Annotated in this window: 20 protein-coding genes; 4 read left to right on the top strand and 16 right to left on the bottom strand. The window is 39.0% G+C overall.

Features of this window, described 5'->3' with window-relative positions; genetic code table 11:
• Window positions 1–378 precede the first annotated feature (378 nt).
• Window positions 379–1,254, top strand: a complete 876-nt coding sequence (locus ACTB0Y_RS14190; RefSeq protein WP_463207495.1) for a PepSY-like domain-containing protein — start codon at window positions 379–381, stop codon at window positions 1,252–1,254.
• A gap of 193 nt (window positions 1,255–1,447) precedes the next feature.
• Here the strand turns inward: ACTB0Y_RS14190 and ACTB0Y_RS14185 are convergent, their stop codons facing one another.
• On the bottom strand, window positions 1,448–2,386 hold the full coding sequence (locus tag ACTB0Y_RS14185; RefSeq protein ID WP_463207494.1) for a glucosaminidase domain-containing protein: 939 nt from the start codon (window positions 2,384–2,386) through the stop codon (window positions 1,448–1,450).
• A 302-nt stretch (window positions 2,387–2,688) separates the two neighbouring features.
• Between ACTB0Y_RS14185 and cdd the strand changes: the two genes are divergently transcribed.
• Complete coding sequence (gene cdd, locus ACTB0Y_RS14180) at window positions 2,689–3,168, top strand: cytidine deaminase (protein ID WP_463207493.1); 480 nt, start codon at window positions 2,689–2,691, stop codon at window positions 3,166–3,168.
• Here cdd and ACTB0Y_RS14175 read toward each other — a convergent pair.
• From ACTB0Y_RS14175 to proS, 7 genes are all read right to left on the bottom strand, one after another.
• Window positions 3,133–3,339, bottom strand: coding sequence for a hypothetical protein (locus ACTB0Y_RS14175; protein WP_463207492.1), 207 nt, complete (start codon window positions 3,337–3,339; stop codon window positions 3,133–3,135). The genes cdd and ACTB0Y_RS14175 overlap by 36 nt on opposite strands.
• A gap of 167 nt (window positions 3,340–3,506) precedes the next feature.
• Window positions 3,507–4,763: a choice-of-anchor L domain-containing protein gene (locus ACTB0Y_RS14170; protein ID WP_463207491.1), complete on the bottom strand. Its 1,257-nt coding sequence runs from the start codon at window positions 4,761–4,763 to the stop codon at window positions 3,507–3,509.
• Window positions 4,760–5,443, bottom strand: a complete 684-nt coding sequence (locus ACTB0Y_RS14165) for an RluA family pseudouridine synthase (protein WP_463207490.1) — start codon at window positions 5,441–5,443, stop codon at window positions 4,760–4,762. The genes ACTB0Y_RS14170 and ACTB0Y_RS14165 overlap by 4 nt, the downstream gene beginning before the upstream one ends.
• Window positions 5,444–5,458: 15 nt before the next feature.
• On the bottom strand, window positions 5,459–6,274 hold the full coding sequence (panB, locus tag ACTB0Y_RS14160; protein WP_463207489.1) for a 3-methyl-2-oxobutanoate hydroxymethyltransferase: 816 nt from the start codon (window positions 6,272–6,274) through the stop codon (window positions 5,459–5,461).
• 166 nt (window positions 6,275–6,440) lie between these two features.
• A complete protein-coding gene (locus ACTB0Y_RS14155) occupies window positions 6,441–8,090 on the bottom strand; it encodes a dipeptidyl-peptidase 3 family protein (protein WP_463207488.1) in 1,650 nt (549 codons plus the stop codon).
• A gap of 19 nt (window positions 8,091–8,109) precedes the next feature.
• Entirely contained in the window at window positions 8,110–8,805 is a 696-nt protein-coding gene (locus ACTB0Y_RS14150) for a hypothetical protein (protein ID WP_463207487.1), read from the bottom strand.
• A 138-nt stretch (window positions 8,806–8,943) separates the two neighbouring features.
• Complete coding sequence (gene proS / locus ACTB0Y_RS14145) at window positions 8,944–10,419, bottom strand: proline--tRNA ligase (RefSeq protein ID WP_463207486.1); 1,476 nt, start codon at window positions 10,417–10,419, stop codon at window positions 8,944–8,946.
• Between the two features lie 156 nt (window positions 10,420–10,575).
• Between proS and ACTB0Y_RS14140 the strand changes: the two genes are divergently transcribed.
• Both ACTB0Y_RS14140 and ACTB0Y_RS14135 read left to right on the top strand, forming a co-directional pair.
• Window positions 10,576–11,916 carry a hypothetical protein gene (locus ACTB0Y_RS14140; RefSeq protein ID WP_463207485.1) on the top strand — a complete coding sequence of 447 codons (1,341 nt, stop codon included), beginning with the start codon at window positions 10,576–10,578 and terminating at the stop codon, window positions 11,914–11,916.
• A 112-nt stretch (window positions 11,917–12,028) separates the two neighbouring features.
• Window positions 12,029–13,441: an OmpP1/FadL family transporter gene (locus ACTB0Y_RS14135; protein WP_463207484.1), complete on the top strand. Its 1,413-nt coding sequence runs from the start codon at window positions 12,029–12,031 to the stop codon at window positions 13,439–13,441.
• A gap of 62 nt (window positions 13,442–13,503) precedes the next feature.
• Here ACTB0Y_RS14135 and ACTB0Y_RS14130 read toward each other — a convergent pair whose 3' ends face one another.
• The 8 genes from ACTB0Y_RS14130 to ACTB0Y_RS14095 all read right to left on the bottom strand — a co-directional run bounded on the left by ACTB0Y_RS14130 (window position 13,504) and on the right by ACTB0Y_RS14095 (window position 22,084).
• Window positions 13,504–15,144: an AMP-binding protein gene (locus ACTB0Y_RS14130; protein WP_463207483.1), complete on the bottom strand. Its 1,641-nt coding sequence runs from the start codon at window positions 15,142–15,144 to the stop codon at window positions 13,504–13,506.
• Window positions 15,145–15,279: 135 nt separating this feature from the next.
• Window positions 15,280–17,589, bottom strand: coding sequence for a patatin-like phospholipase family protein (locus tag ACTB0Y_RS14125; RefSeq protein ID WP_463207482.1), 2,310 nt, complete (start codon window positions 17,587–17,589; stop codon window positions 15,280–15,282).
• A 13-nt stretch (window positions 17,590–17,602) separates the two neighbouring features.
• Entirely contained in the window at window positions 17,603–18,697 is a 1,095-nt protein-coding gene (locus ACTB0Y_RS14120; protein WP_463207481.1) for a 6-phosphofructokinase, read from the bottom strand.
• A gap of 288 nt (window positions 18,698–18,985) precedes the next feature.
• Window positions 18,986–19,723 (bottom strand): SIR2 family NAD-dependent protein deacylase, encoded by a 738-nt coding sequence (locus ACTB0Y_RS14115; protein WP_463207480.1) that lies wholly within the window; start codon window positions 19,721–19,723, stop codon window positions 18,986–18,988.
• 3 nt (window positions 19,724–19,726) lie between these two features.
• Entirely contained in the window at window positions 19,727–19,948 is a 222-nt protein-coding gene (locus ACTB0Y_RS14110) for a hypothetical protein (RefSeq protein WP_463207479.1), read from the bottom strand.
• A 156-nt stretch (window positions 19,949–20,104) separates the two neighbouring features.
• Window positions 20,105–20,677: a nitroreductase family protein gene (locus ACTB0Y_RS14105; RefSeq protein WP_463207478.1), complete on the bottom strand. Its 573-nt coding sequence runs from the start codon at window positions 20,675–20,677 to the stop codon at window positions 20,105–20,107.
• Window positions 20,678–20,740: 63 nt separating this feature from the next.
• Window positions 20,741–21,283: a thioredoxin family protein gene (locus ACTB0Y_RS14100; RefSeq protein ID WP_463207477.1), complete on the bottom strand. Its 543-nt coding sequence runs from the start codon at window positions 21,281–21,283 to the stop codon at window positions 20,741–20,743.
• Window positions 21,284–21,367: 84 nt separating this feature from the next.
• Window positions 21,368–22,084: a glutamine amidotransferase gene (locus ACTB0Y_RS14095; protein ID WP_463207476.1), complete on the bottom strand. Its 717-nt coding sequence runs from the start codon at window positions 22,082–22,084 to the stop codon at window positions 21,368–21,370.
• Window positions 22,085–22,148: the final 64 nt, after the last annotated feature.

The following is a 22,148-nucleotide window of genomic DNA, read 5'->3' as shown; positions in this document are numbered from 1 at the left end:
ATGCCCAGGTGATTAACAAATAGACATTTCAATCGGTGATCTATAGTTTCATTATAATTGGACTCCGGAGTCCCTGTAACATCTTTACATATAAATAGATATGTAAACCCTCCGGGTTTAAGATATGCATCCCCACTGTCACCGATCTACCTTCAATGAAATCTCTTAGCTTGAAGTCACGATAAAAATCGAACACGGATTAAACTGTTAAATCCAGTAAGATATATCCGCGAAAGAATAATCACTTGGCATTAAGTTTTTTGTGCAGTTGACAGAAATATCATAGATAAACTGATTAAAACGGATACCGCTTTAAGTTAAAACAAAACCCAGCCACAAACGTTAAATATAATAAGACTAAATTAAAATAATTAAAAAATGATCAAACACTTAATAATTTTAGCGGCAATTGTACTGGCCACAGTAGGATGCGAAAAAGATGAAGAAAACAACCAGCTAACCAGCAGTCAGCCGAAATCTACCCAATTTGAAGCGGTAGACAGCACCGGATATCCCGATGCAATTGCAACTTACATCAACCAGAATTACGCCAGCGCAAGTATTCTTGAAATATACATGCGTACGTATGATGATGGTACCACAACTTACGAAATTGAGTTGAGCAACGGAAACGAATTGTATTTTGACAGCAACGGTAATTTCCTGGGAATGGACGACAGCAATATGAATATGAGCATGCAAAACATTCCACAGGGAATTGCAGATTATGTAACCACCAATTATCCGGACCAAAACATCATCAAGGCCGAACTGGAAATGGAAGACGGTATGCAGGTTTATGAAATAACGCTCAGCAATGGATTTGAGCTCTACTTTGATGCAAACAGCAACTTCCTGGGTTTTGACGATGACAGTTCACACGTCAGTATCAATGATTTACCACAGGGTATTTTAGATTATGTAACAGCAAATTACCCTGATGCGACAATCATCTCTGCAGAAATGGATGTGGAAGATGGTGCCACAGAATATGAGATAAAACTTGACAATGGTATGGAACTCGAATTCGACGGTAATGGAAATTACATGTCAAGTGACGATAATCACATACCAATTGCTGATTTACCGCAGTCCATCATTGATTATGTTGAATCGAACTACCCGGACAATACCATTGCTAAAGCAGAACTGGAATATGAGGATGGCCAGCAAATGTATGAAATAGAACTGGATAATGAAATTGAGTTGTATTTCGACATGGACGGAAACTTCCTGTACATGGAAAATAACTAATTGCTAAAACATTCCCATAAAATGTCCCGAAAATACAAGCAGCTGAAATAAAACCATAGGTGTAAATTAGTTAGCAAGCCACGCTGCAAATATAATTTCGGGACATTTTTATTTTTCGTCAAACCAATCATGTGTGTTTAGTTATTACCTGCTTCTTTAACAGAACTGCAACAAACACAATTGCACACGAATTTTATCTATTTCTCGGTTTCTTTCTGCGTAGCCATATTGTATCGCCTACTTCAGGTTCAGCACCAGGTTCCATACGGTTCTTTTTATAGAGCTTACGCAACTTAACAGCATATTTTTGAGAAATATACCACATGGTCTCACCCGCTTCAACAATGTGTTGTTTATTGTCCGTTGAAGCCCTGTTTCGTTTAGGTTGCAGATAAATAATCTGGCCTGGTTCGGGCTCAATACCTTCGGGTACATCGTTGTACTTACGTAATTCCCAGCGCATTTTCTCAAACTCCTCGGTGAGCGAGGCAAAAGTATCACCAGCCCTGGCAACCGTATACTCCACCCTGTTTTGTTCTTTAACCGGATGTTTACCTGTACTTAAAACAAAAGAATCATTATTTGTATCCGATGCATTTCCATCCTTTTTATCAGCCAGTTGTAATTTCACTCCCTCATCCAGTTTATGTAAATTATATCGTTCAATAAGCTCAATAAGCTTCCTGGCATACCCTGGATTTGTAGCATAACCTGCCGTTTTCAATCCTCGCGCCCATCGTTTATAGTCCGTTGCTTTGTAATCGAACAAAAACCGGTATCGTTCGCCATCAACCAAAAACGCACTGTGGTCCTTAAAAGATTCGGCTGCGTTACGGTATTTACGGAAACATTCATTGTGGGAATCATCAGTATGTTTGATGGTTGGGCCAGCCCAATTTCCATGGCATTTAATCCCAAAATGGTTGTTTGCTTTGCGGGCCAACCGGCTATTGCCACTATTTGACTCCAAAATGGCCTGCGCCATAGTAATGCTGGCCGGTATACCGGTGCGTTCCATCTCAGATATAGCGATGTCGCTATATTTTTCAATATAATCTTCATGGGATAAATGTTGTGCATTTACACCTAACAAAATACTCCACAAAGAAAAACTTATAATAATACGTAACATGAAACTCTTTTTTGTTGCTAATCTAATATTTTTCGTACAATTACACTGGCAATATAAAAAATGCTTTAAAAACTCATTTACCCCAAAATGGCCAATGTATTGTAGCACCAATGCATTTCAATTTTTTTTTAGGTTGAAAAAATGTGTTGTATTTATCATCCAATACTTACTCAAACCTATTGTTTTACAGCAATATTTAGCGTTTATTAATTTAACTGCAAGTTGTAAAAAGGCAAGTTTAGTACCAATTCGCTTTAAACATGGCGTTTTTTTTGCATATTTGAACTTCATAAGTCATAAATATGAAAAAAACAGAATTTAATTTTTCTTACGAAGCATATAAAAATGCAGAGGAACTGCCGGTAGAAGATGCGCGATTGGTTGAAAAAGCCATAGAAGCTGCAAAAAATGCCTATGCACCTTATTCAGAATTCAACGTAGGCGCTGCTGTTTTGCTGGAGGATGAGAGAATACTGATGGGAAATAATCAGGAAAACGCAGCATATCCCAGCGGACTGTGTGCTGAAAGGGTGGCATTGTTTTATGCCAACGCCAATTATCCTGAGCAGCGCGTAAAAGCTATTGCCATCGTTGCTCTTAAAGAAGGTAAAATGGTGCCATCAGTGGTCACACCCTGCGGAAATTGCCGACAAGCCATGTTGGAAACGGAAACCCGGTTTAAAAAACCAATAAGAATTATTATGGGTAGCCAAAATGGTTTTTGGGTGGTCGATAAGGCTCATTATTTATTGCCTTTGAGCTTTACTGGTGATGCGCTGTAATAGATGACGGACAAATGAATTTTTGTTAAAAATCATTCTTGTAGGCATTAAACCAACAAGGGCAATGGCAATTAATATCAACATGCCATAAACACCAATAAGGTCAAAAGCAAATTGCCCGACAGCTATGCTTATAAGTGTGACAAAGAGGATTATATCAAAAATTTTCATTATCAGTGCTTTTACAGGTGAAATATTAATGAGTTTCAGCTATGTCAAAGTTAATAAAAGAAAATCTTAATATTAAAATTTTATTAACAAATTGTTGAAAAAATTTCACTGGCCTTTGATTAAAACCAACTCACTGAGAACGAAGAAGCCAGGTTAAATATTTTAATCTAAAAAGCAACCTCTTCAGAAGATTGAATGATATGAAACTCAACACGGCGGTTTTTGGCCCTTCCTGCCTCGGTGCTGTCGGGAGCTATTGGTTCATTACTACCTAAACCATTACATTTCATACGGCTACGCGCCACACCCTGGTTAACCAAAAAGTTGGCAATAGACAATGCCCGTTTACGCGAAAGGTTAAAATTATAAGTATCGGTCCCCACTGAATCTGTGTAACCATTGATATTCAATACTACCCCTTCTGTTTTGTTCATTATCTGGGCCAGTTGTGTTAAAAACTCATTGTAAGTTGCGCTGATATCATGTTTATTAAACTCAAACCCTATGTGCGATGTTACCACAAGTGTATCCTGCTCATAGCGCAAATCGATTTTATCCTGAAAAGATGCCTGTACTTTTTCCAGGCCCCACTCTACATCATGAATGGCGAGTTTCTTAAATTCAGGAGCTTCAAGCGAACCTTGCTCCAGAAAAACACCGGAATCGTATAAATCATCGCCCACATCTGCAATAGCAATTTTCAGCTCATACTTCACATAGGGTTCTACCTTTGTGGCAGCAACAAGCTCCGTAGTAAAACCATCAAACGTAAACTCCTGCGATCGGTAAGCATTTACCGGATCATCCTGCATTTCATGGTAATCGTAACCTGTAAAATAGGTATTGGGTATGTAATACTCATTGTTTCTTTGGTTATTGATGTTATCCACGGCTACAGGTGTGCCATCTTTAAGTTGGGCAAGATTCTGGTACTCCATTTCATCGCTTTTGCGAATAAAAAATGCAAAGACATCATTCACACCTTTATTGACATACTCGGGATATTCCTCGGAACCAAAGAAGTAACGAAATTGAACGGAATCAGCATAGGATATAAACTCAATACTGAGCACCGCCGCATCGTTTGTACGATTATTTACCAACCGGCTTAAATCTCTGTCGCCGGGATACCCCATTGGCGCACCCGAATTACCAGTTCGGTTAGGTGCACTCACATTTCGGGCATAACCGGTTGAGAGCAAAATACCGCGCTTGATGTTAAAACCTGGTGTATTGTTGTTGAAATAAGCAATAGAATTTCGAGATCCGTGATAACTCACATTCAATATTTTCACCCCACTGCCGGCTTTTACAAGCTTTTCGCGTACGAGTTCATCGGGTGTGTAATGGTACCTCACCCAAAGTTGCGCAGATGTATTCACTGATAAGAAAATAAACAAAGCAATTACTGCAAAACGTATCATGCCAGTTGATCGAATTCGCGCCATAGATTATCATCCAACGGCAAAGGTGCTTCAATTATTATCTCTTCCTTCTTTACAGGGTGGATAAATGCTAACTTTTTTGCATGCAAATTTATTCCTCCACCTTTATTTGAGCGTGGAAAACCATACTTAAGATCGCCTCGTATGGGTGTTTTTATTTTAGCCAGTTGGCAACGAATCTGATGATGCCTTCCGGTGCGTAAATTCACTTTTAGGAGATAATAATTGGATGAACGTCCGGCTACTTCATAATCGAGTATAGCCAGTTTACTTCCCTTTTTCTCCTTAAAACTGGCAAACGATTTATTTTTAGATTCATCCTTGCGGAGATAATGCTGCAGGGTATCTTTTAGTTTTTCGGGTTTATCTTTTACCAGGGCCCAGTATTCCCTTTTTATTTCCCGGTTGCGGAGTAACTCATTCATACGGGCAAGGGCCTTTGAAGTGCGGGCAATAAGCACCACTCCACTAACCGGCCTGTCGATACGATGCACTAATCCGGTAAATACTTTTCCGGGTTTATTGTACTTTTTTTTCAGGTAATCTGCCACTTCTTCCAGCAAGGAAGTATCTCCTGATTCATCGCCCTGCACCAGCATACCTATAGGTTTATTAACTGCTATCAGGTGGTTATCCTCGTAAAGGATGTCTAGTTTCATAAGAATTTGTACCTTTTAATATTGTTCTTTTTCGTTCGGGAATCTATGGTCTTTCACATCTTCTACATATGCCTCCACCGATCCGGATATTTCGGCGAATAAATTATGATATCTACGTAAAAAACGTGGAGAAAAATCCTGTGTAATGCCCAGCATGTCGTGCAACACAAGCACCTGGCCATCAACATCAGGGCCCGCCCCGATACCAATCATAGGAATTTTAGAGCTTTCAGTTACTTCTTTGGCCAGTTTTGCAGGAATTTTTTCCAACACAATTGAGAAGCACCCGGTTTCCTCCAGCAACCTGGCATCTTCTACTAATTTTTTGGCTTCGGCCTCTTCTTTGGCGCGCACCACGTAAGTACCAAATTTATGTATGGATTGGGGTGTAAGACCCAGGTGACCCATTACAGGAATACCGGCAGATAAAATACGGTGCATGGACTCGACTATTTCTTCTCCACCCTCCATTTTTATAGCCTGGGCTCCGGTTTCTTTCATTATTCGAATGGCTGAACTTACAGCTTCTTTACTATTTCCCTGATAGGCTCCAAATGGCATATCTACCACAACCAAGGCTCTTTTGGCAGCCCTTACCACCGATTGTGCATGATAGATCATCTGGTCGAGCGTGATGGGCAGCGTAGATTTATGACCGGCCATCACATTACTGGCAGAGTCGCCTACCAGAATTACATCTATTCCTGCCTGGTCGACGATGCGGGCCATTGAATAATCATAGGCCGTTAACATGGCTATTTTTTCACCGCGCAATTTCATTCCGTTTAATACGTGCGTGGTCACTATCCTGGGTTTTCCGTAAACTGACATATCGAATTATTTTTTACAAAGATACAGGCTTTTCCAAGAAATAAACAAAGAAGGGCGTTTTTTGAATGCTTGTAGTCTTGAAATAAAATGGTAATACAGAGAATAAACAGAAAAAGGGAGTTACTGTTCTACAACAACTCCCTTTTTATATATTTTATTTAATCTCCTACAAACCCAATACTTTAGGTCCCTGGTTAAAACGGATATCTACCGGTATACCAGCTGCTGTTATTCTTTCCAAATCTTTTTGCAACATCTCACCAACATCTCCATTTTCTTCAATCAACATCTGAGCACCTTCATAATCGCCTTCTCCCTGCATTTTCAGTATCTCGCCGCCCAGGTCACGCATGGCTTGCTGCATTTTCTCGAAGTTAACACGATAAGTACCATCTTCTTCGCTGCGGGTAAATGCTTCTGTGTCGTTAAAATAATTGAAACGTACCATATTGGCTACACCGTGTGCACTTGTTACACCAAAACGAATAGAACGAAAAATACTGGCCATAAAGGTCACGTAGTTGTCCATCAGGTCTTTGTTTTCAAACTCCCCCATCTCGTTAAGTTTGGTTACCAGAAACAAACCAATGATATCTGCCTTACCCTCTTCAATGGCACTGTAATGATCCTGAAGAGCTTCTCTTACAGTTCCTTTATCATTGACAGTATTATTGATTCCAAGGCCGTGTGCTACTTCATGGAACATGGTATTCTCAAAGAATGCATCAAATTTCACATGCTTACGTTGATCTTCAGCAATCAGCACTTCACTTATCGGTACCAAAATCTTTTCAAATTTGGCTTTCATTGCATTGCGCAACTGTAACTTACGACTACCTTTTTCGGCATGTACTCGAGGATCGTTTGGAAGGTTAATGGCAATGTTTTTACTGGCTGCATTGCAATCACCTGCGTAATAAACTACGTCGTAAACATTCATATCGGCATGTGCACGAGCTTCTTCCTGCTTGTACTTTTCATCGCAAGGCAACGATTTTTGAAGGTTAGGCAAAAGTTTCCCGTATTTATTGAGTTTGTTGCTCCATTCCATATCTTTTATCAGAATCTGACCGGAATGTGCTGCGCGATAACCCATAAACTTGTCTTCATAGCTTTCTATGGGACCAACTACAAAGTCAATCATGTTGTCCTGCATATCCATCCAGGCCAAATCGCTGGCCAGGTATTTGTCGGTGAGTAGAGCATCAGCGCGGAGGTTCAGATATTTCTTTAATCCTTCACTCTCGGCATAAGTTGCGGCATCTTTCAGCAAAATAGCGGCTTCATCTACCTCCTCTGCATAATATTCGTGATAGGGGATATTAATGAGGTTACCTTCATCATCGCGACGAACCATGGAGTACCAGCTGTCTTTATTTTTGTTGTCCCATGCTTTAAACTCCTCTTTTGTAATATCGGCCGGATAATAATTGGCGCCTGCAGGCTTTTCGCCATAACCTTCCACAAATGGTTTATTGCCATCCAGGCGATCCCATGGGCCATAATTGATTTCAGCATATTGCTTAGTCCACTTATCATCAATATCTTCCATGAGTGCTTCTTTATCTCCAAAAGCATCTTGCCAGAAAAGTTTTTCCATAATGTCGGCCACATCAAATAATATTTTCAGCATCTCCTTTTGGTTATCTGAAAGGTGACTAAGGTCTGCCGTTAAATCTACAACAGCATATTGCTCAACTTTTTGTTGCATTTCAGATTTGGTTTGTTTTTCTTCATCAGCCTCTTTTGTGCTTTTATTGCAAGCACCGAATAAAAGAGCTCCGGTTAGTGTAAATATGAATATTTTCCTGATCATAACTTAGATATTTGATTGTTTATAAATATGATAAATTTTCATCGTCCTGGTAAAACTTAAAACCCAGCCTTTTGGCTGTTTTAAGTTGATTGTTGGTATTTTTCCGTGTTAGTTGCTCTACAGAAGCCACAGCTACCTTATCATAAGGTGGAACCAGCAAATCGAAATCAAGAGAAAAAAGTATGGCTGCCTGTAATATATCCCTTATATGTTTAGTATCTATGGTTTCCTGTCCAAATTTATTAAATAAAACGCCCAACTGACGTTTTCCTTCTACAAAAAAGTAATTGTCTTTATTAATGAACATGCGACCAATTAGGTAGCCCAGATCCTCGGAACGGTTATATTTGAATGAATCTGCCAAAAAATTATAGATATGGATCAAGCCACAGTATGAAGCCCTCTCGTCATTTTTTACAACAGGAGTGTTCCATAAAGAATGCTTTCGGTCAAACTCAAAAACATTGGTATGCATAGAAAAAACCAGCATATCTCCTGCGATCTTGAAGCCAAATTGAAATGGACCCTGATCTTTAAATTCCACTACAATACGTTCGTCTATGGTTTTGATTTGTTTTCTGAAGTTGCCGGCGAGATAGCGGGCGACCTTCTTCATAAGCTTAAAAGCTTCAAATGTATTGTTGTAGATATCAAGCTTCACCAGCGACTTTTCTGCCAGCGTTTTGATAATCAAACTATTTGGATCGCGATCCATGTATAATAATTAAATTCAGGAATAACCAATTATCAATAACCCATTGATTATACAAATGTAAGAAAAAAACCATTTATGCATAAATAAAGGGAGACGGAAAAAACGACCTCCCTTATTTTATTTGAAACAACATCTATTTTAATAAGCTTTCGCAAAAAGTACTCGCTGTTTCGATGGTTTTCCTGTATAAATACATTTTCCATCCTCTTGCTTATTTTTAAACGGGATTACACGTATGCTAGCTTTTGTTTCAGTTTGGATACGCTCCTCAGTTTCTGTGGTACCATCCCAGTGGGCCATAATAAAGCCCCCTTTATTTTCGAGGGTATCTACAAATTCATCCCAGGTATCTACATAGCGGATATTTTCATCTCTGAATTTGAGCGCCTTGTTGTAAATACCTTCCTGAATATCATTTAAAAGCGTGGATATTTTTTCGGGTAATCCATCCACAGGCATAACCTCTTTTTCCATTGTATCGCGACGGGCAACCTCTATTGTGCCATTTTCAATATCGCGCATACCAAGTGCCAGACGAATTGGTACACCTTTCAATTCGTATTCGGCAAATTTCCACCCCGGTTTTTGCGTATCGCGTTTATCGAATTTAACAGAAATACCTTTTTTAAGGAGTGCTTTTCTTATTTCTTCACCTTTCTCGCAAACGGTATCGTACTGTTCATCGTTTTTATATATAGGAACGATTACGACCTGATGTGGTGCCAGTTTTGGGGGCAACACCAAACCATTGTCGTCGCTGTGAGCCATAATTAGCGCACCCATAAGTCTGGTGGAAACGCCCCATGAAGTAGCCCATACATGATCGAGTTTGCCGGTTTTATCGGTAAAAGTTACATCAAAAGCTTTGGCGAAATTTTGTCCCAGAAAGTGTGAAGTTCCTGCCTGGAGTGCTTTACCATCCTGCATAAGAGCTTCAATGGCGAGCGTGTCCAATGCGCCTGCAAAACGTTCCCCTTCTGATTTATGTCCTTGTATCACGGGTAAGGCCATAAATTGTTGAGCAAATTCACCGTATATATCAATCATCTGCTGTGTTTCTTCTTCAGCCTCTTTACGGGTAGCATGTGCAGTATGCCCTTCCTGCCACAGGAATTCTGTAGTACGCAAAAACAAGCGTGTACGCATTTCCCAACGTACCACATTGGCCCATTGGTTTATCAGAATAGGTAAATCACGGTATGATTGAATCCAGTTTTTATAGGTGTTCCAGATAATGGTTTCTGATGTAGGACGTACAATCAATTCTTCTTCGAGCTTGGCTGCAGGATCTACTTCGATTCCTTTCCCGTTTTCATTGTTTCTCAACCTGTAGTGGGTAACTACAGCACATTCTTTTGCAAATCCTTCCACATGGTCAGCTTCCTTACTGAAAAACGATTTGGGTATAAAAAGTGGAAAATAAGCATTCTCGTGTCCGGTTTCTTTGAACATTCGGTCCAACTCTGCTTGCATTTTTTCCCAAATAGCATATCCGTAAGGTTTAATTACCATGCAGCCTCTAACAGCAGAGTTTTCAGCCAGTCCAGCCTTTATTACCAGATCATTGTACCACTGGGCATAGTTATCTTTACGTGAGGTAAGTACTTTTGCCATGATTTTTGTATAATATTTGTAGGTTATTGTTAGTTTTAATAATAAACCACAAAGAAACATAATATTGACTTAATTTGAAACTTAACAAGCTTGAACTTTGTATAAATAAATAAAAGGTTTAATTTTCGGAAACAGTTAATGAGAAAGGAGACAACTATGATACGTTTAATTTTAATAAGTTTTTTATTCATTTCGCTGGGAGCCTGTACCACAACGCAGCATACAGCCTACTCAGACGATTTGTATTATGTACCTGAAAAAGAAAAGGTAACAGTAACTAACGAGGATCAAAATGAAGAATCCCAGGGTATAGTAGAAAATAAAAATGAGCTTAAGCATAAAAACGCAGAATCATATGATGGTTTTGCCGATAGCTATCAGGACCCGGATAATCAATACGACGATGATTATGTGGTAATGGATTATTCATCGCGGTTACAAAGGTTCCACGATGTATATGTTTATGACCCATACTATTATAGCGACCCCTGGTTCAATAATTATTCCTACTACGGAAGTTCGTATTACCCATACGTGGGTTTTGGTTATAATCACCTGAACAGCCGTTGGCGTCTGCACCTAGGATGGAGTACCAACTGGAATTACCCTTATGGAGCCTATTATGGAGGATATTACGGGGGATATTACGGAGGATATTATGCAGGCTGGTATACACCCGGGAACTATTGGTGGGGTTTTCATGATGGTTATTATGCAGGCTATCATAATAATTACTACGGATCTTCGGGAAGCCCGATTACGGAATATACTGACAGGAGACGTGGATACAATCGATATTCTGGTTATTCTTCGTCTACACCCGGAAGCTCAGGGAAGACACGAAAAACTGTCGACTCACGAGGTGTTGGAACAAAAGAGGTTGTGCACGAAAAAGTAAGACCATCCAACAAAAAGCTTGACCAGCGTGAAACAACTCAGAGCTCGAGTTTAAGCCGCCTTGGCTCAAATACAGAGAGTAATAACAGGGAGGTTGCAGATAAGCGAAATATTCAAACTTCGCGACTTGCTCGTCAGAAAGATGAGATTAGATTGACGCGCCCGGCCGGAGAAGGCACAAGCCGTTCGTTGAATACAACCAGAAATTCAAATAATTTGAATGTTAACAGGAATCAATCTCTTATTAGAAACAACAGAACGTTGCAATTAAATGAACGTCAGAAACGAAACATACGTACTACTAATACTCCACCCCAAATAAGGCGTTCAGGTGTAAACAGCCGGTCAAATATAAACAGGAGTCGAACAAGAACGGTACGTTCAGGCAATCATAATGCAACGCATCAAAATCACAATTCCAGAGTAATCAGGAATAATAGCAACAATCGAAGCAGTTATAATCGTTCACGCTCCAACACGAGCAACCGGTCATCTGTGCGCTCAAGTTCTTCAAGTAAAAGTAATGTGAGCAGAAGCAGTTCATCTTCATCTGGTAGTTCATCAAGGAGTTCATCTTCTGGGTCACCAAGAAGACGATAAACTCGTATTCTGAAATAAATAATGCTTTTGTTAAACAGTACGTTTGACAGAAATCAAGAGAGGTACAGAAAGTGTAAATTAAAAAGATAACTTTTACATAAAACAAAAGGTAATGAAACGAATAGCAATAATAATTCTGGTCTTGATTGCACAACAATCAATGGCTCAAATCGCGGATGATGCACTGATGCTATCGAGATATACTTATGATGGATCAGCACGGGCAACAGCCATGGGCGGAGCATTTACTGCCCTTGGTGGGGACCTGACTTCTGCAAGTCTTAACCCAGCAGGACTTGGACTATACAGAAGCAATGATTTTAATTTTTCAATTGCAGGTAATATGAACCGTAATAATGCCATGTACCTTGGCAACAACAATAAAACACACCATTACAGAACCGTAATGCCCACATTTGGTGTAGCTTTTAGTGCACCAAACATTTGGAATATGGACAATAACGATGGGCCCAAGTCCTACACCTTTGCCATTGGCTACAACCAAATTCACACATATAACCGCTCTTTTGGACTTGTGGGGAACAATAACCAAAGCAGTTTCCTCGACATGGTGCTTGATGATGTGAATTATTACGGTATTTTTAGAGAAACAGATGTGGTATATGAAGAAAATGGGAACTTCACGCACGATTACCTACAGCAGGGATATGGTGCAACCCAGGAAGCCTATGTAACAGAAACTGGCGGTATAGGAGAATACTACATTTCCGGTGCAGCCAACTTTAATGATAATTTCTATGTAGGTGGTACTATTGGCATACAAAGCGTGTATTACAGCCGTACTTTTAATTATAGTGAAACACCGACCAATGACATAGCACTGAATTATTTCAATTATCAGGAGAATATTACCACAAGGGGTGTAGGATTAAATGCCAAAATTGGCTTTATTTATTCGCCTGTATACTGGTCAAAAATTGGAGTTTCGCTGCATACACCTACAAGTTTCCAACTAACCGACGACTGGAGCGAAGATTTAGAAGCTTCAATCGAATACACCGAGGGCCCGGCCGTAAATAACTGGTCAGAAGAATATTATGTACCTGATTATGAAATCCTTTCGCCCATGAGACTGCAGGCAGGTGCATCATTTTTAGTTATGCGCACGGCATTGGTTTCGGTCGATTATGAGTTTGCAGATTATTCTATGTCACAAATAAGTTCTGAAGAAGGCACTTTTACCGATGCCAATAATGACATAGATATGTTTTACGAGACAACCCATTCATTCCGCGTGGGGATTGAGTATAAATGGAATATGCTGGCTTTTAGAGCTGGTGGTTTTTATTATGATTCTCCTCACCAAAGTGGCTACCCAAATGCAAATAATAATCGCCTCGGTTATACAGCAGGGATAGGCATCCGGTCAGGATCGTTGTACTTTGATATGGCTTACAGTAAAATGAACGAAGACTTCAAATATTCGCCCTATTATTACACCGAGGCAGGAAAGATTGAAGGTGAAAACACAAAAATAATAGGTACAATTGGCTTTAGATTCTAATTACATTAAAATATAAAAAAAGCGGCTGAGAATTTTCAGCCGCTTTTTTTATATGATTCAGATTAATTTTGACTAACTGTATAAAGGTAACGCTTGATGCTTTTTTTAGGCGTTTTTTCGAATTCCTTATCGAATAGAATTATTTTCGAAATACCCATGTATCCGGGTAATTGATGATTGAGGTGTTTTTGGTTATTCTCCATCTCCTGTTCAAGCTTTTCCCTTGATAACTGCTCTGCTTCAACAATTTCCTGATCTGGCACAATCAGTGCGTGCAGCTTACCTTGCTGTTCCACAACAATTGATTCCTGTATGTATGGCATATTATTTAACCTTGCTTCAATTTCTTCAGGATAAATATTTTGCCCGGAAGCACCTAAAATCATGTTTTTGCTTCTTCCTTTGATGTATATGTAACCATCTTTATCAACTACACCCAGATCGCCTGTATGAAGCCAGCCTTCCCGGTCGATGGCGTTTTCCGTTGCTTCCTCGTTTTTATAATAGCCTTTCATCATATTGTCGCCGCGCACAAGAATTTCTCCTGCTGTTTTGCGCGGATTAGGAGAATCTATGCGCACCTCGACGTATGGAATGGGCTTTCCGCAAGAATATAAACGTGCTTTGTCCCAGGGTACGTAACTAATAAGTGGCCCGAACTCTGTCATACCATAGCCAACAGTAAACCGGAAACCCGATTTGCGAAAAAACCTTTCTACTTCCGTGTTAAAAGCAGCGCCACCAATTATCACTTCCCTGAAATTACCGCCAAAAGCATCGCTTACCTGCTTGTTGATTTTATTATACACAATTCGCTTCAAAAGCGGTATATGCAGCATAAATTTAGGTAATGGTTTACTAATAGCCGGTTTAATCTTCTTTTTATAGATTTTTTCAATAATGAGTGGAACGGCAAAAATTAAGTGTGGCTTAATTTGAGCAAATGCTTGAAGTATAATTTGGGGTGAGGGTACTTTACCAAGAAAGTTGATGTGACAACCCATCATAAAAGTGGCTAAGAATTCAAAAGCACAACCATAGGCGTGAGCCAATGGAAGGAAAGAGACAATGCGCATTCCCGGCTCTAATTGTATGTGCTTTATGCCAAACTCCACATTCACAGCCAAGCTTTTGTGCGGCAACATTACACCCTTCGAAAAGCCAGATGTTCCTGATGTATAAAGAATACCAGCAAGTGTATCTTCAGCAATTTCCGGTAATATAAAATTCTCCGGGGTTACCTCTTTTTCAAGCTTAATGTCACTAAAACTGCATTCCTCACAATTACTGGTATGAAGCACTCTTAAATCATCGAGGCTATAAATAGCTTTCAATTCTTTCAGTGATTCCTGGTCTAACTTTTCATAAATACTATCAGAAACAAAAAGCAAAGATGCATTTGAATGTTGCAAAATGTGAATGATGTCGTTGGAATGAAAGTCTTGAAGTAACGGAACAATAACTGCTCCGTATGAAGTTGTGGCCAGATAAGTGACTGCCCAGTTAATATTATTCTTACCTATAACGGCAATTTTATCACCTTGTTCAACTTCTAAATTGCGAAATAGCTGGTGAAATTTGAGAATCTCTTCTCCTGTTTCTTTAAAAGAGCGTGTTTCCCCTTTAAAATTACTCAATGCATCCAGTTCCCAGTTTTCCCGGATGCTGTCACCAACCATTTCAACGAAATTCGCTACCTGCATTTTTCATTAATTTGGATGCTGTAGCAACAGCAAAATTTACATAAAACTACAAATATAATATTTTTTTTGGGCGAATGTGATCCATGACTAATTATACCAATAAAATTTCATTATGTTGAAAATTCGTCAGTACTGTCAATCTAATCCCCTGGGGTTTAAAAGCAGAAATCCAAAACCAAAATGCATGAACCACGGAGTGTTTTCTCTGTCCAGATAACTCAGAGACAAGTAAATCGGCCCCATAAAAGTTTGATAGACCAAAGAGGTGTTAGCAATATAAGAACGATGTTTGAATGGTTTTTTGTAGACTGGCTTATACAAATCGTAATCAATTTTTTGGTAAGGTTGATACAAATAAGCTTCCAAACGTAATGTGAAATTCTCTGTAATATTTATCACTGGCATGGCTCCAATAGATGCGTATGAATAGTTTCTGAAATTGGGTAAATAAAACAATATAGCGTGTGGAAAAGGTTTGTATTCATCGCTGGCTAATTGAGTACTTATATAATTATTAAAGAAATCTTTTTCTGTATACATCGCCTGAAAAGCAGCTCCTACATAAAACCGGTCGGATATTTTGTAATAATGTTTTATGCTAAGTTCAATATCGTTATAACTGTGATTTTTTTCTTCTTTTACTAAACCGGTAAAGTCTGCTGTAGTGCCGGGAAAATACATCTCCTTACCATAAACACGACGAAGCAAAACCTTAAAAAAGCTCCCTCGATTCGAAAACTGCCTGGCATTGAGGGTACTGTATTCAAATTTTGCATGGCCGCTGGCATAATCGAACCGGGTTAAATCCGGGTCATCTTCTCTTTTTATTAAATTTGTCTGGTAATAGTTATCGGCAGCTGCCCCAATAGTAATTCCACCAGTAATATAACCATTTGTAGCCAGTGGAATTCCCATATTGAACTGAAAATAAGATTCTCTTCTTGTAATATATGAAGGAGTTGCATCTTCAAAAAACCACTCTTTAGTAGAATTAAAATAATCTCTTCTGGAGTAGGTTATGGATGCATCGGCAAAAAGTGGAAACAACCTTTTACCTTTGTTATTCCTAAAATAAGGAAAATCTACGGAGCCTTTAACGCGAAGTGAGCTGTACATTTTTCCATAATGAAGAGAGCTCCTCAAATCATAAGCCCTTTTACCCAGTTTTTTATAATATGCACCTATATAAGCAAAATTTTTACTGGTTGTATTGATTTGGCCACCCAGTTGTATGCCCAACTTATAGTCAGCCCTTACTTTGAGGTATAAATCAAAGTAACCAGTAGCAGGATTATACACGGCTTCGGGATATAACTCTCTGATTTTATTATCACTTAATAACCGAAAATATTCTCGATTAAGTAATTCATACGAAAAAGTATCCTGATTGGCCTTAATCATCCGCTCAACATATTGTTTTTGTCTATCATTGACTCCTGAGATATAAACCTCATTAAAAACTAATGGGGGTATACGCTTTTTAAATTGAACTCTGAGCTGCTTAAGTTCTTTTTGACTCTGCCGGCGAGCTACAAGTTTCTTAATATATTCTATCTTATTTATGGTGGCCTGATAGCCCAATTTAACAAGGGTATCAATTAAATCGAAATCATATACGCCAAAAGATTTTACGGCAGGTTCTATTAATAAAGCTGTATCAGGCAATGAAAAATCTGTATTTATTGTAAAGATGTTTTCAATTTGTGAAAGAATGTCATCCGGGTCAGGAATGCTTGAGTTGAAAGCGACCTTTGAACCAATCACAACATCCGGATTAAAATCCTGAATCATTACATCGGATGGAAAATTATTCATCATTCCTCCATCCATGTAGAGAATACTATCAATTTTAATAGGTTTAAAAACCAGTGGGAAAGTTATTGATGCTCGCACTGAAGAAGATAAACTACCACGCTGAAGCACCTTAGATTTAGAATTATAAACATCGGTTGCAACGCACCGAAAGGGAATCATCAAACTATCAAAGTTATAATTGGCTGCTGCTGCTGCACCTGCATAAGTTTGCATGAGCCGGAGGTCCATTTGATGATTTTCGATTAAGCTTGAAGGTATAAGTGTTTTGAGGGGGTCGAGACCTTTTTGCAATTTAAAACGGAACCACGATGGGTCAGGGGCTCCCTTTTTGTAATAAAACTTATTGGATTCCTTAACCTCACCGTATGCCCAGGATAGAAACCGCTCCGATTTGAGCAGTTGTTCCATTTGCTCGGGCGTGTAGCCCGATGCATATAAGGCGCCAACAATGGCGCCAAAAGATGTGCCTGTAATATAGTCTACAGGTATATGATGTTCTTCCAGCGCTTTAAGTACACCTACATGGGCAGCCCCTTTGGCTCCGCCACCACTTAGAACTAAACCTACTTTTTGGGCGGGCACACCAATCGCAAAGAAAAGCAATACGATCAGTAGCTGGATTTTAAGCATAAGTTGCTATACACTAATCACCAAATGATATACCTATACCACGTGCGGCTTGCATTAGATAATTGGATTCTTCGACGGTATTATAATGCGAAATGGCTTCTTTAAGTGGTACAGAAATAATATCCGGATGTCGATATGAAACCATATGTCCATAGTCTTCGCTTAATACCATTTCAAAGGCTTTACTACCGTATTGTGTAGCCAAAACACGGTCATATGCCACAGGTATACCTCCACGTTGTAAGTGGCCCAAAACGGTCTCTCTTATATCATGCGGACAACCTGCTTCTTTCAATTGTTCTTTTAGAGCAGAAGCAACTCCACCATATTTCTTTTTGCCATATCCGACCTCTTCGGTTTCTTTTTGACTAACGTTACCTCCTTTTGGCTTTGCTCCCTCAGCAATTACAATAATCGCAAAACCGCGATCCTTGGTAAAACGCTCTTCTACCTTTTCCAATACTTCATTTATATCGTATGGGATCTCAGGAAGCAGGCAAATGTCTGCTCCACCTGCAACAGCAGCATGCAAGCCAATCCAACCTGCATCGCGTCCCATAACCTCGAGAATCAATATTCGGTTATGACTTGCGGCTGTAGTTACTAATTTATCAACGGCTTCAGTAGCCACCTGCACGGCTGTTTGGAATCCGAAAGTTGCATCTGTAGCTGAAAGGTCATTATCGATTGTTTTCGGCACACCAATAACATTAAGGCCTTTTTCAAACAACTTTTGTGAGATTTGCTGAGATCCGTCTCCACCTATATTGATAACTGCATTAATTCCCAAATAGTTAATCTTGCGAATCATTTCATCGGAGCGATCTACACTTGTCCAACTGCCATCGGAATTCTCCACAGGCCACTCAAAGGGGCCTCCTTTGTTGGTAGTTTCCAATATGGTTCCGCCACGGTAATGAATACCAGCAACTGACTCTTCGTCCAAAACTTTAATTTCTGTGGGTTCCCACAAAATTCCATTAAATGCCTGAATACTACCTACTACTTCCCATGCTTTTTCCTGCGATGCTCTCTTCACGATAGCTCTTATTACGGCATTTAATCCAGGACAATCTCCTCCTCCGGTAACGACTAATACTCTCTTCATCTGTCAATTAATTTTATTGTATTATTGATTTACTGTTTGCTATATTAAAATTCGCACAAAGTAAAAAAACCTGAACGAATGTATATTAAATTAATCTTATGTTTTTATTCATACCCGAACATTAATAACTGCAGGCATAATGACCATATCGACAGCATTGATTTTGCACTCTACGGCTTAAAGCACGAATTTTGGCAAAGTAAAGGTACGTAATAATATTGAAATTGATCAAAAATTTAGCATTAAAAACGCTTAAAAACTACGCAAACGTTTGAATGCATTTAGCCTTTATAATTTAGCATCAAGTTCACTAAGCACCTCACCAGCTTTGCCTTTGAGGGTGATGTCAGAAATATTGTAGGTGAAGGTTGTGGGTTGCGGGTTCACTTCAATAATGGTGGCCCCATTTCGTTTGGCCAGCCATGGTATATTGGAGGCTGGAACAACCTCGCCTGTAGATCCAATCACCAGCATGACATCACACTCCCGGGCGTGTTTTTCCGATTTCATGAAAGCCCCGGTTGGTATTACCTCACCAAAAAATATGAAAGATGGCTTTGTTAAATGCCCGCATTTGGGACATTTGGGATAAGGCTGTTCAAAATCAACATCTTGAGAGGATGCAACATGTGATGGGTTATGGGTACAAATAAAAGTTTTGGAGTTACCATGAAACTCTATTACTTCAGTATTGCCGGCTTCCTGATGCAGATTATCTATATTCTGGGTAATAACGCCTTTAAGCATCACCTTGCGTTCCATTGATGCAAGTGCTTTATGTGCATTATTGGGCTTTGCTGCAACAAAATAATTATAGAATAATTTCCGTATTACAGGCCATACTGTCTCTGGTTTTTCAAGATAGGTAGATAATTCGAGAATAGCGGGGTCATATTTACTCCAGATTCCATCATCGCCACGAAACGGAGGTATACCACTTTCAACTGAAATACCGGCACCTGTAAAAGCTGTCAGATGTTTGGCATTTTTAATCACTTCAGCTGCCTTGTCGATTTGTGTTGACATAAATTATTGCTCCAATCTTGCTAATTCCTGTTTGCTGAATAATGTAGGATAATCCTCATCGTAGTGCTGTAAAATACTTTTGAATAAAGCCTCTCTGATAATTTGACTTTGATTCTTTACTTTATACCGCTCACAATATTGTTCCAACGCACTTATTTCCCGGTCGTTTAACAAAATTGACTTTCGGTACTTTCGCCTGTAGCGGCGGCCATCTCTTAGTTTCATGCATCAAGTAGTTTATTTGGACATGATATTGGGTTCAAAATTACATTCAAATATCAACACTTACCAACAGGATGTACACAAGTAATTAACATTTAGTGCACAAGTTATTAACATGAATTGCTGTTACAACGACCTTTCTCTATACTTTATCTTTAATTATTTTGGCCATAAAATATCGTTCAATGCACGTTTGGGAACATGATGAATACTTTGCTCATCGCGCCAATATTCATAATTATCTCCGGATATTTCTTCCAATACGATTTTCTCTGCAGGTTTTCCTATAGCAACTACATTTAAAATATCGAGATGCTCAGGAATATTAAACATTAATCGTAATTTTTTGCGGTCGACAGAGGCTATAATACAACATCCAAAACCTGCCTCGGCAGCAGCTAAGGTTATGCTTTGCATAGCAATGCCTTCATCGCAAAAGTGGGTGGTGGCTATATTATTGTCATGCAATACAACAATATAAGCCGATGGCCGCTCTCCCTCCTGCGGCCCATCCCAGTCTTTGAGATAGCCAGCCCATCCAAGCAAGGTGAATAGTTTTTTATTATCTTCGGGCTGATTAACCAATAAAAACTTCAGGCTTTGCTGATTACGGGCGCTTGCGCTTAATCTGGCATGTTCAACAAAAGTCTGCAACTGGTCTTTTTCAATTTTAACGTTTTCCTCAAAACGTCGAAAACTCCTGTTCTTCCTTATTAATTCGAGTAGGTTCATAAAAAAAGCTTTTTCTTGCAAAATAAGAAAAAGCTTCTTTTGTGTATAATTATTACCTGTCTTTTATTTAATGTTCGATTCAAAGTTTTCGACAAACTTGTCAAAAGGTTTTTGCTGGCGATACAGTTCCTTCTCAATATATGTAATCATTGGCTCGAACTGTTTTGGTTTAATATAACCGGGTTGAACGTGAATAATTTGATGTTTTTCATCCATAAAAACATAGGTGGGATAAGAAAGTTTACCCTCGGTTAAGGCTATGGCCAAATCGTGCGGAGATCTACTGCCCCGGTCTTGATTCTCAAACTTGTGCCCTTTAAAAGTTACCGGCTTGGTACCTTCGGCATCAAACTTCACGGCATAATAATTTTCATTAATATATTTAGCAATTACTGGATGTGCAAAGGTATTCTCATCCATCACCTTACACCATTTACACCAATCGGTATAAAGGTCTATGATTATTTTTTTAGGGTTTTCCTTCGATTTTTCAATAGCTTCCTCAAACGATAGCCATTTAATTTCCTGGGCCTGTACATTAAATGAGAATAGCGCTAAGACCAGTAAGATCAGTGTTTTCGAGATTTGTTCGGACTTCAGTTTCATAGTTTATGTAATTTATTAATATATTTCAATATTTGTATATTTGAATAACTACAAAACAAATATTGTGCAAAAAATATTAAAATCCTAAAGTCCGCAAATCTTAATGAACTGTTTTAACAATTTCTTACCACTTTCATCGGGCGCTAACCTTGTGAGCAATTCATATGGATCGAGGCCTTCGGTGGTAAGATGCAAGGCATTCTGGTTGATGTAATCTGCAACTATTTCATTATTAAACTCCGGGTGAAACTGGCACGACCACATATGTTTGTTGTAACGAATAACCTGATTAACATCAATGTTATTGGTTGCTAATAAGCTTACATTTTTCGGCAACTCTTTCACTGATTGCGCATGATACTGATAAACCGAACATTTATCATACAACATACTAAACAACTGATCGTTATAGGCTTCAGGTTCAAACAAAACTTTTACGTAGCCCACCTCCGGGCCCCAGTCGCGGTAATCAACCACCCCACCAAAAGCCTCAGCCATAGCCTGATGTCCAAAACAAATACCCAGTGTTGGGGTGTCTGTATCGGTAATAGTAAGAATCCACTCTTTAAGATCTTGCATCCAATCATCATTAAATGTCAGCATGTCATGCGAACCAGTGATGATAATTCCGGCATATTTGTCAGGCAATGGAAAAGTCAAAGACTCATCCCTGGCATCAAAAACGTCAGTTTTTTTTGTTGTTATACCCGAAGCAGCAATGATCATATCTTCATAATCCCCGTGATTCTTTCTAATAGAATCGTACGTTGATCCTGTCTTAACAATCAACAACTTTTTCATAAAGTGATACCTATAAGTTCCCTATTCTTTCTTTGACAAATATAAAAATAAATTACTAAGCACC

The organism is Salinivirga sp. (genome assembly GCF_055145285.1).
The sequence above is the reverse complement of the archived record's forward strand: the minus strand, read 5'-3'. Positions and strand labels throughout refer to the sequence as shown.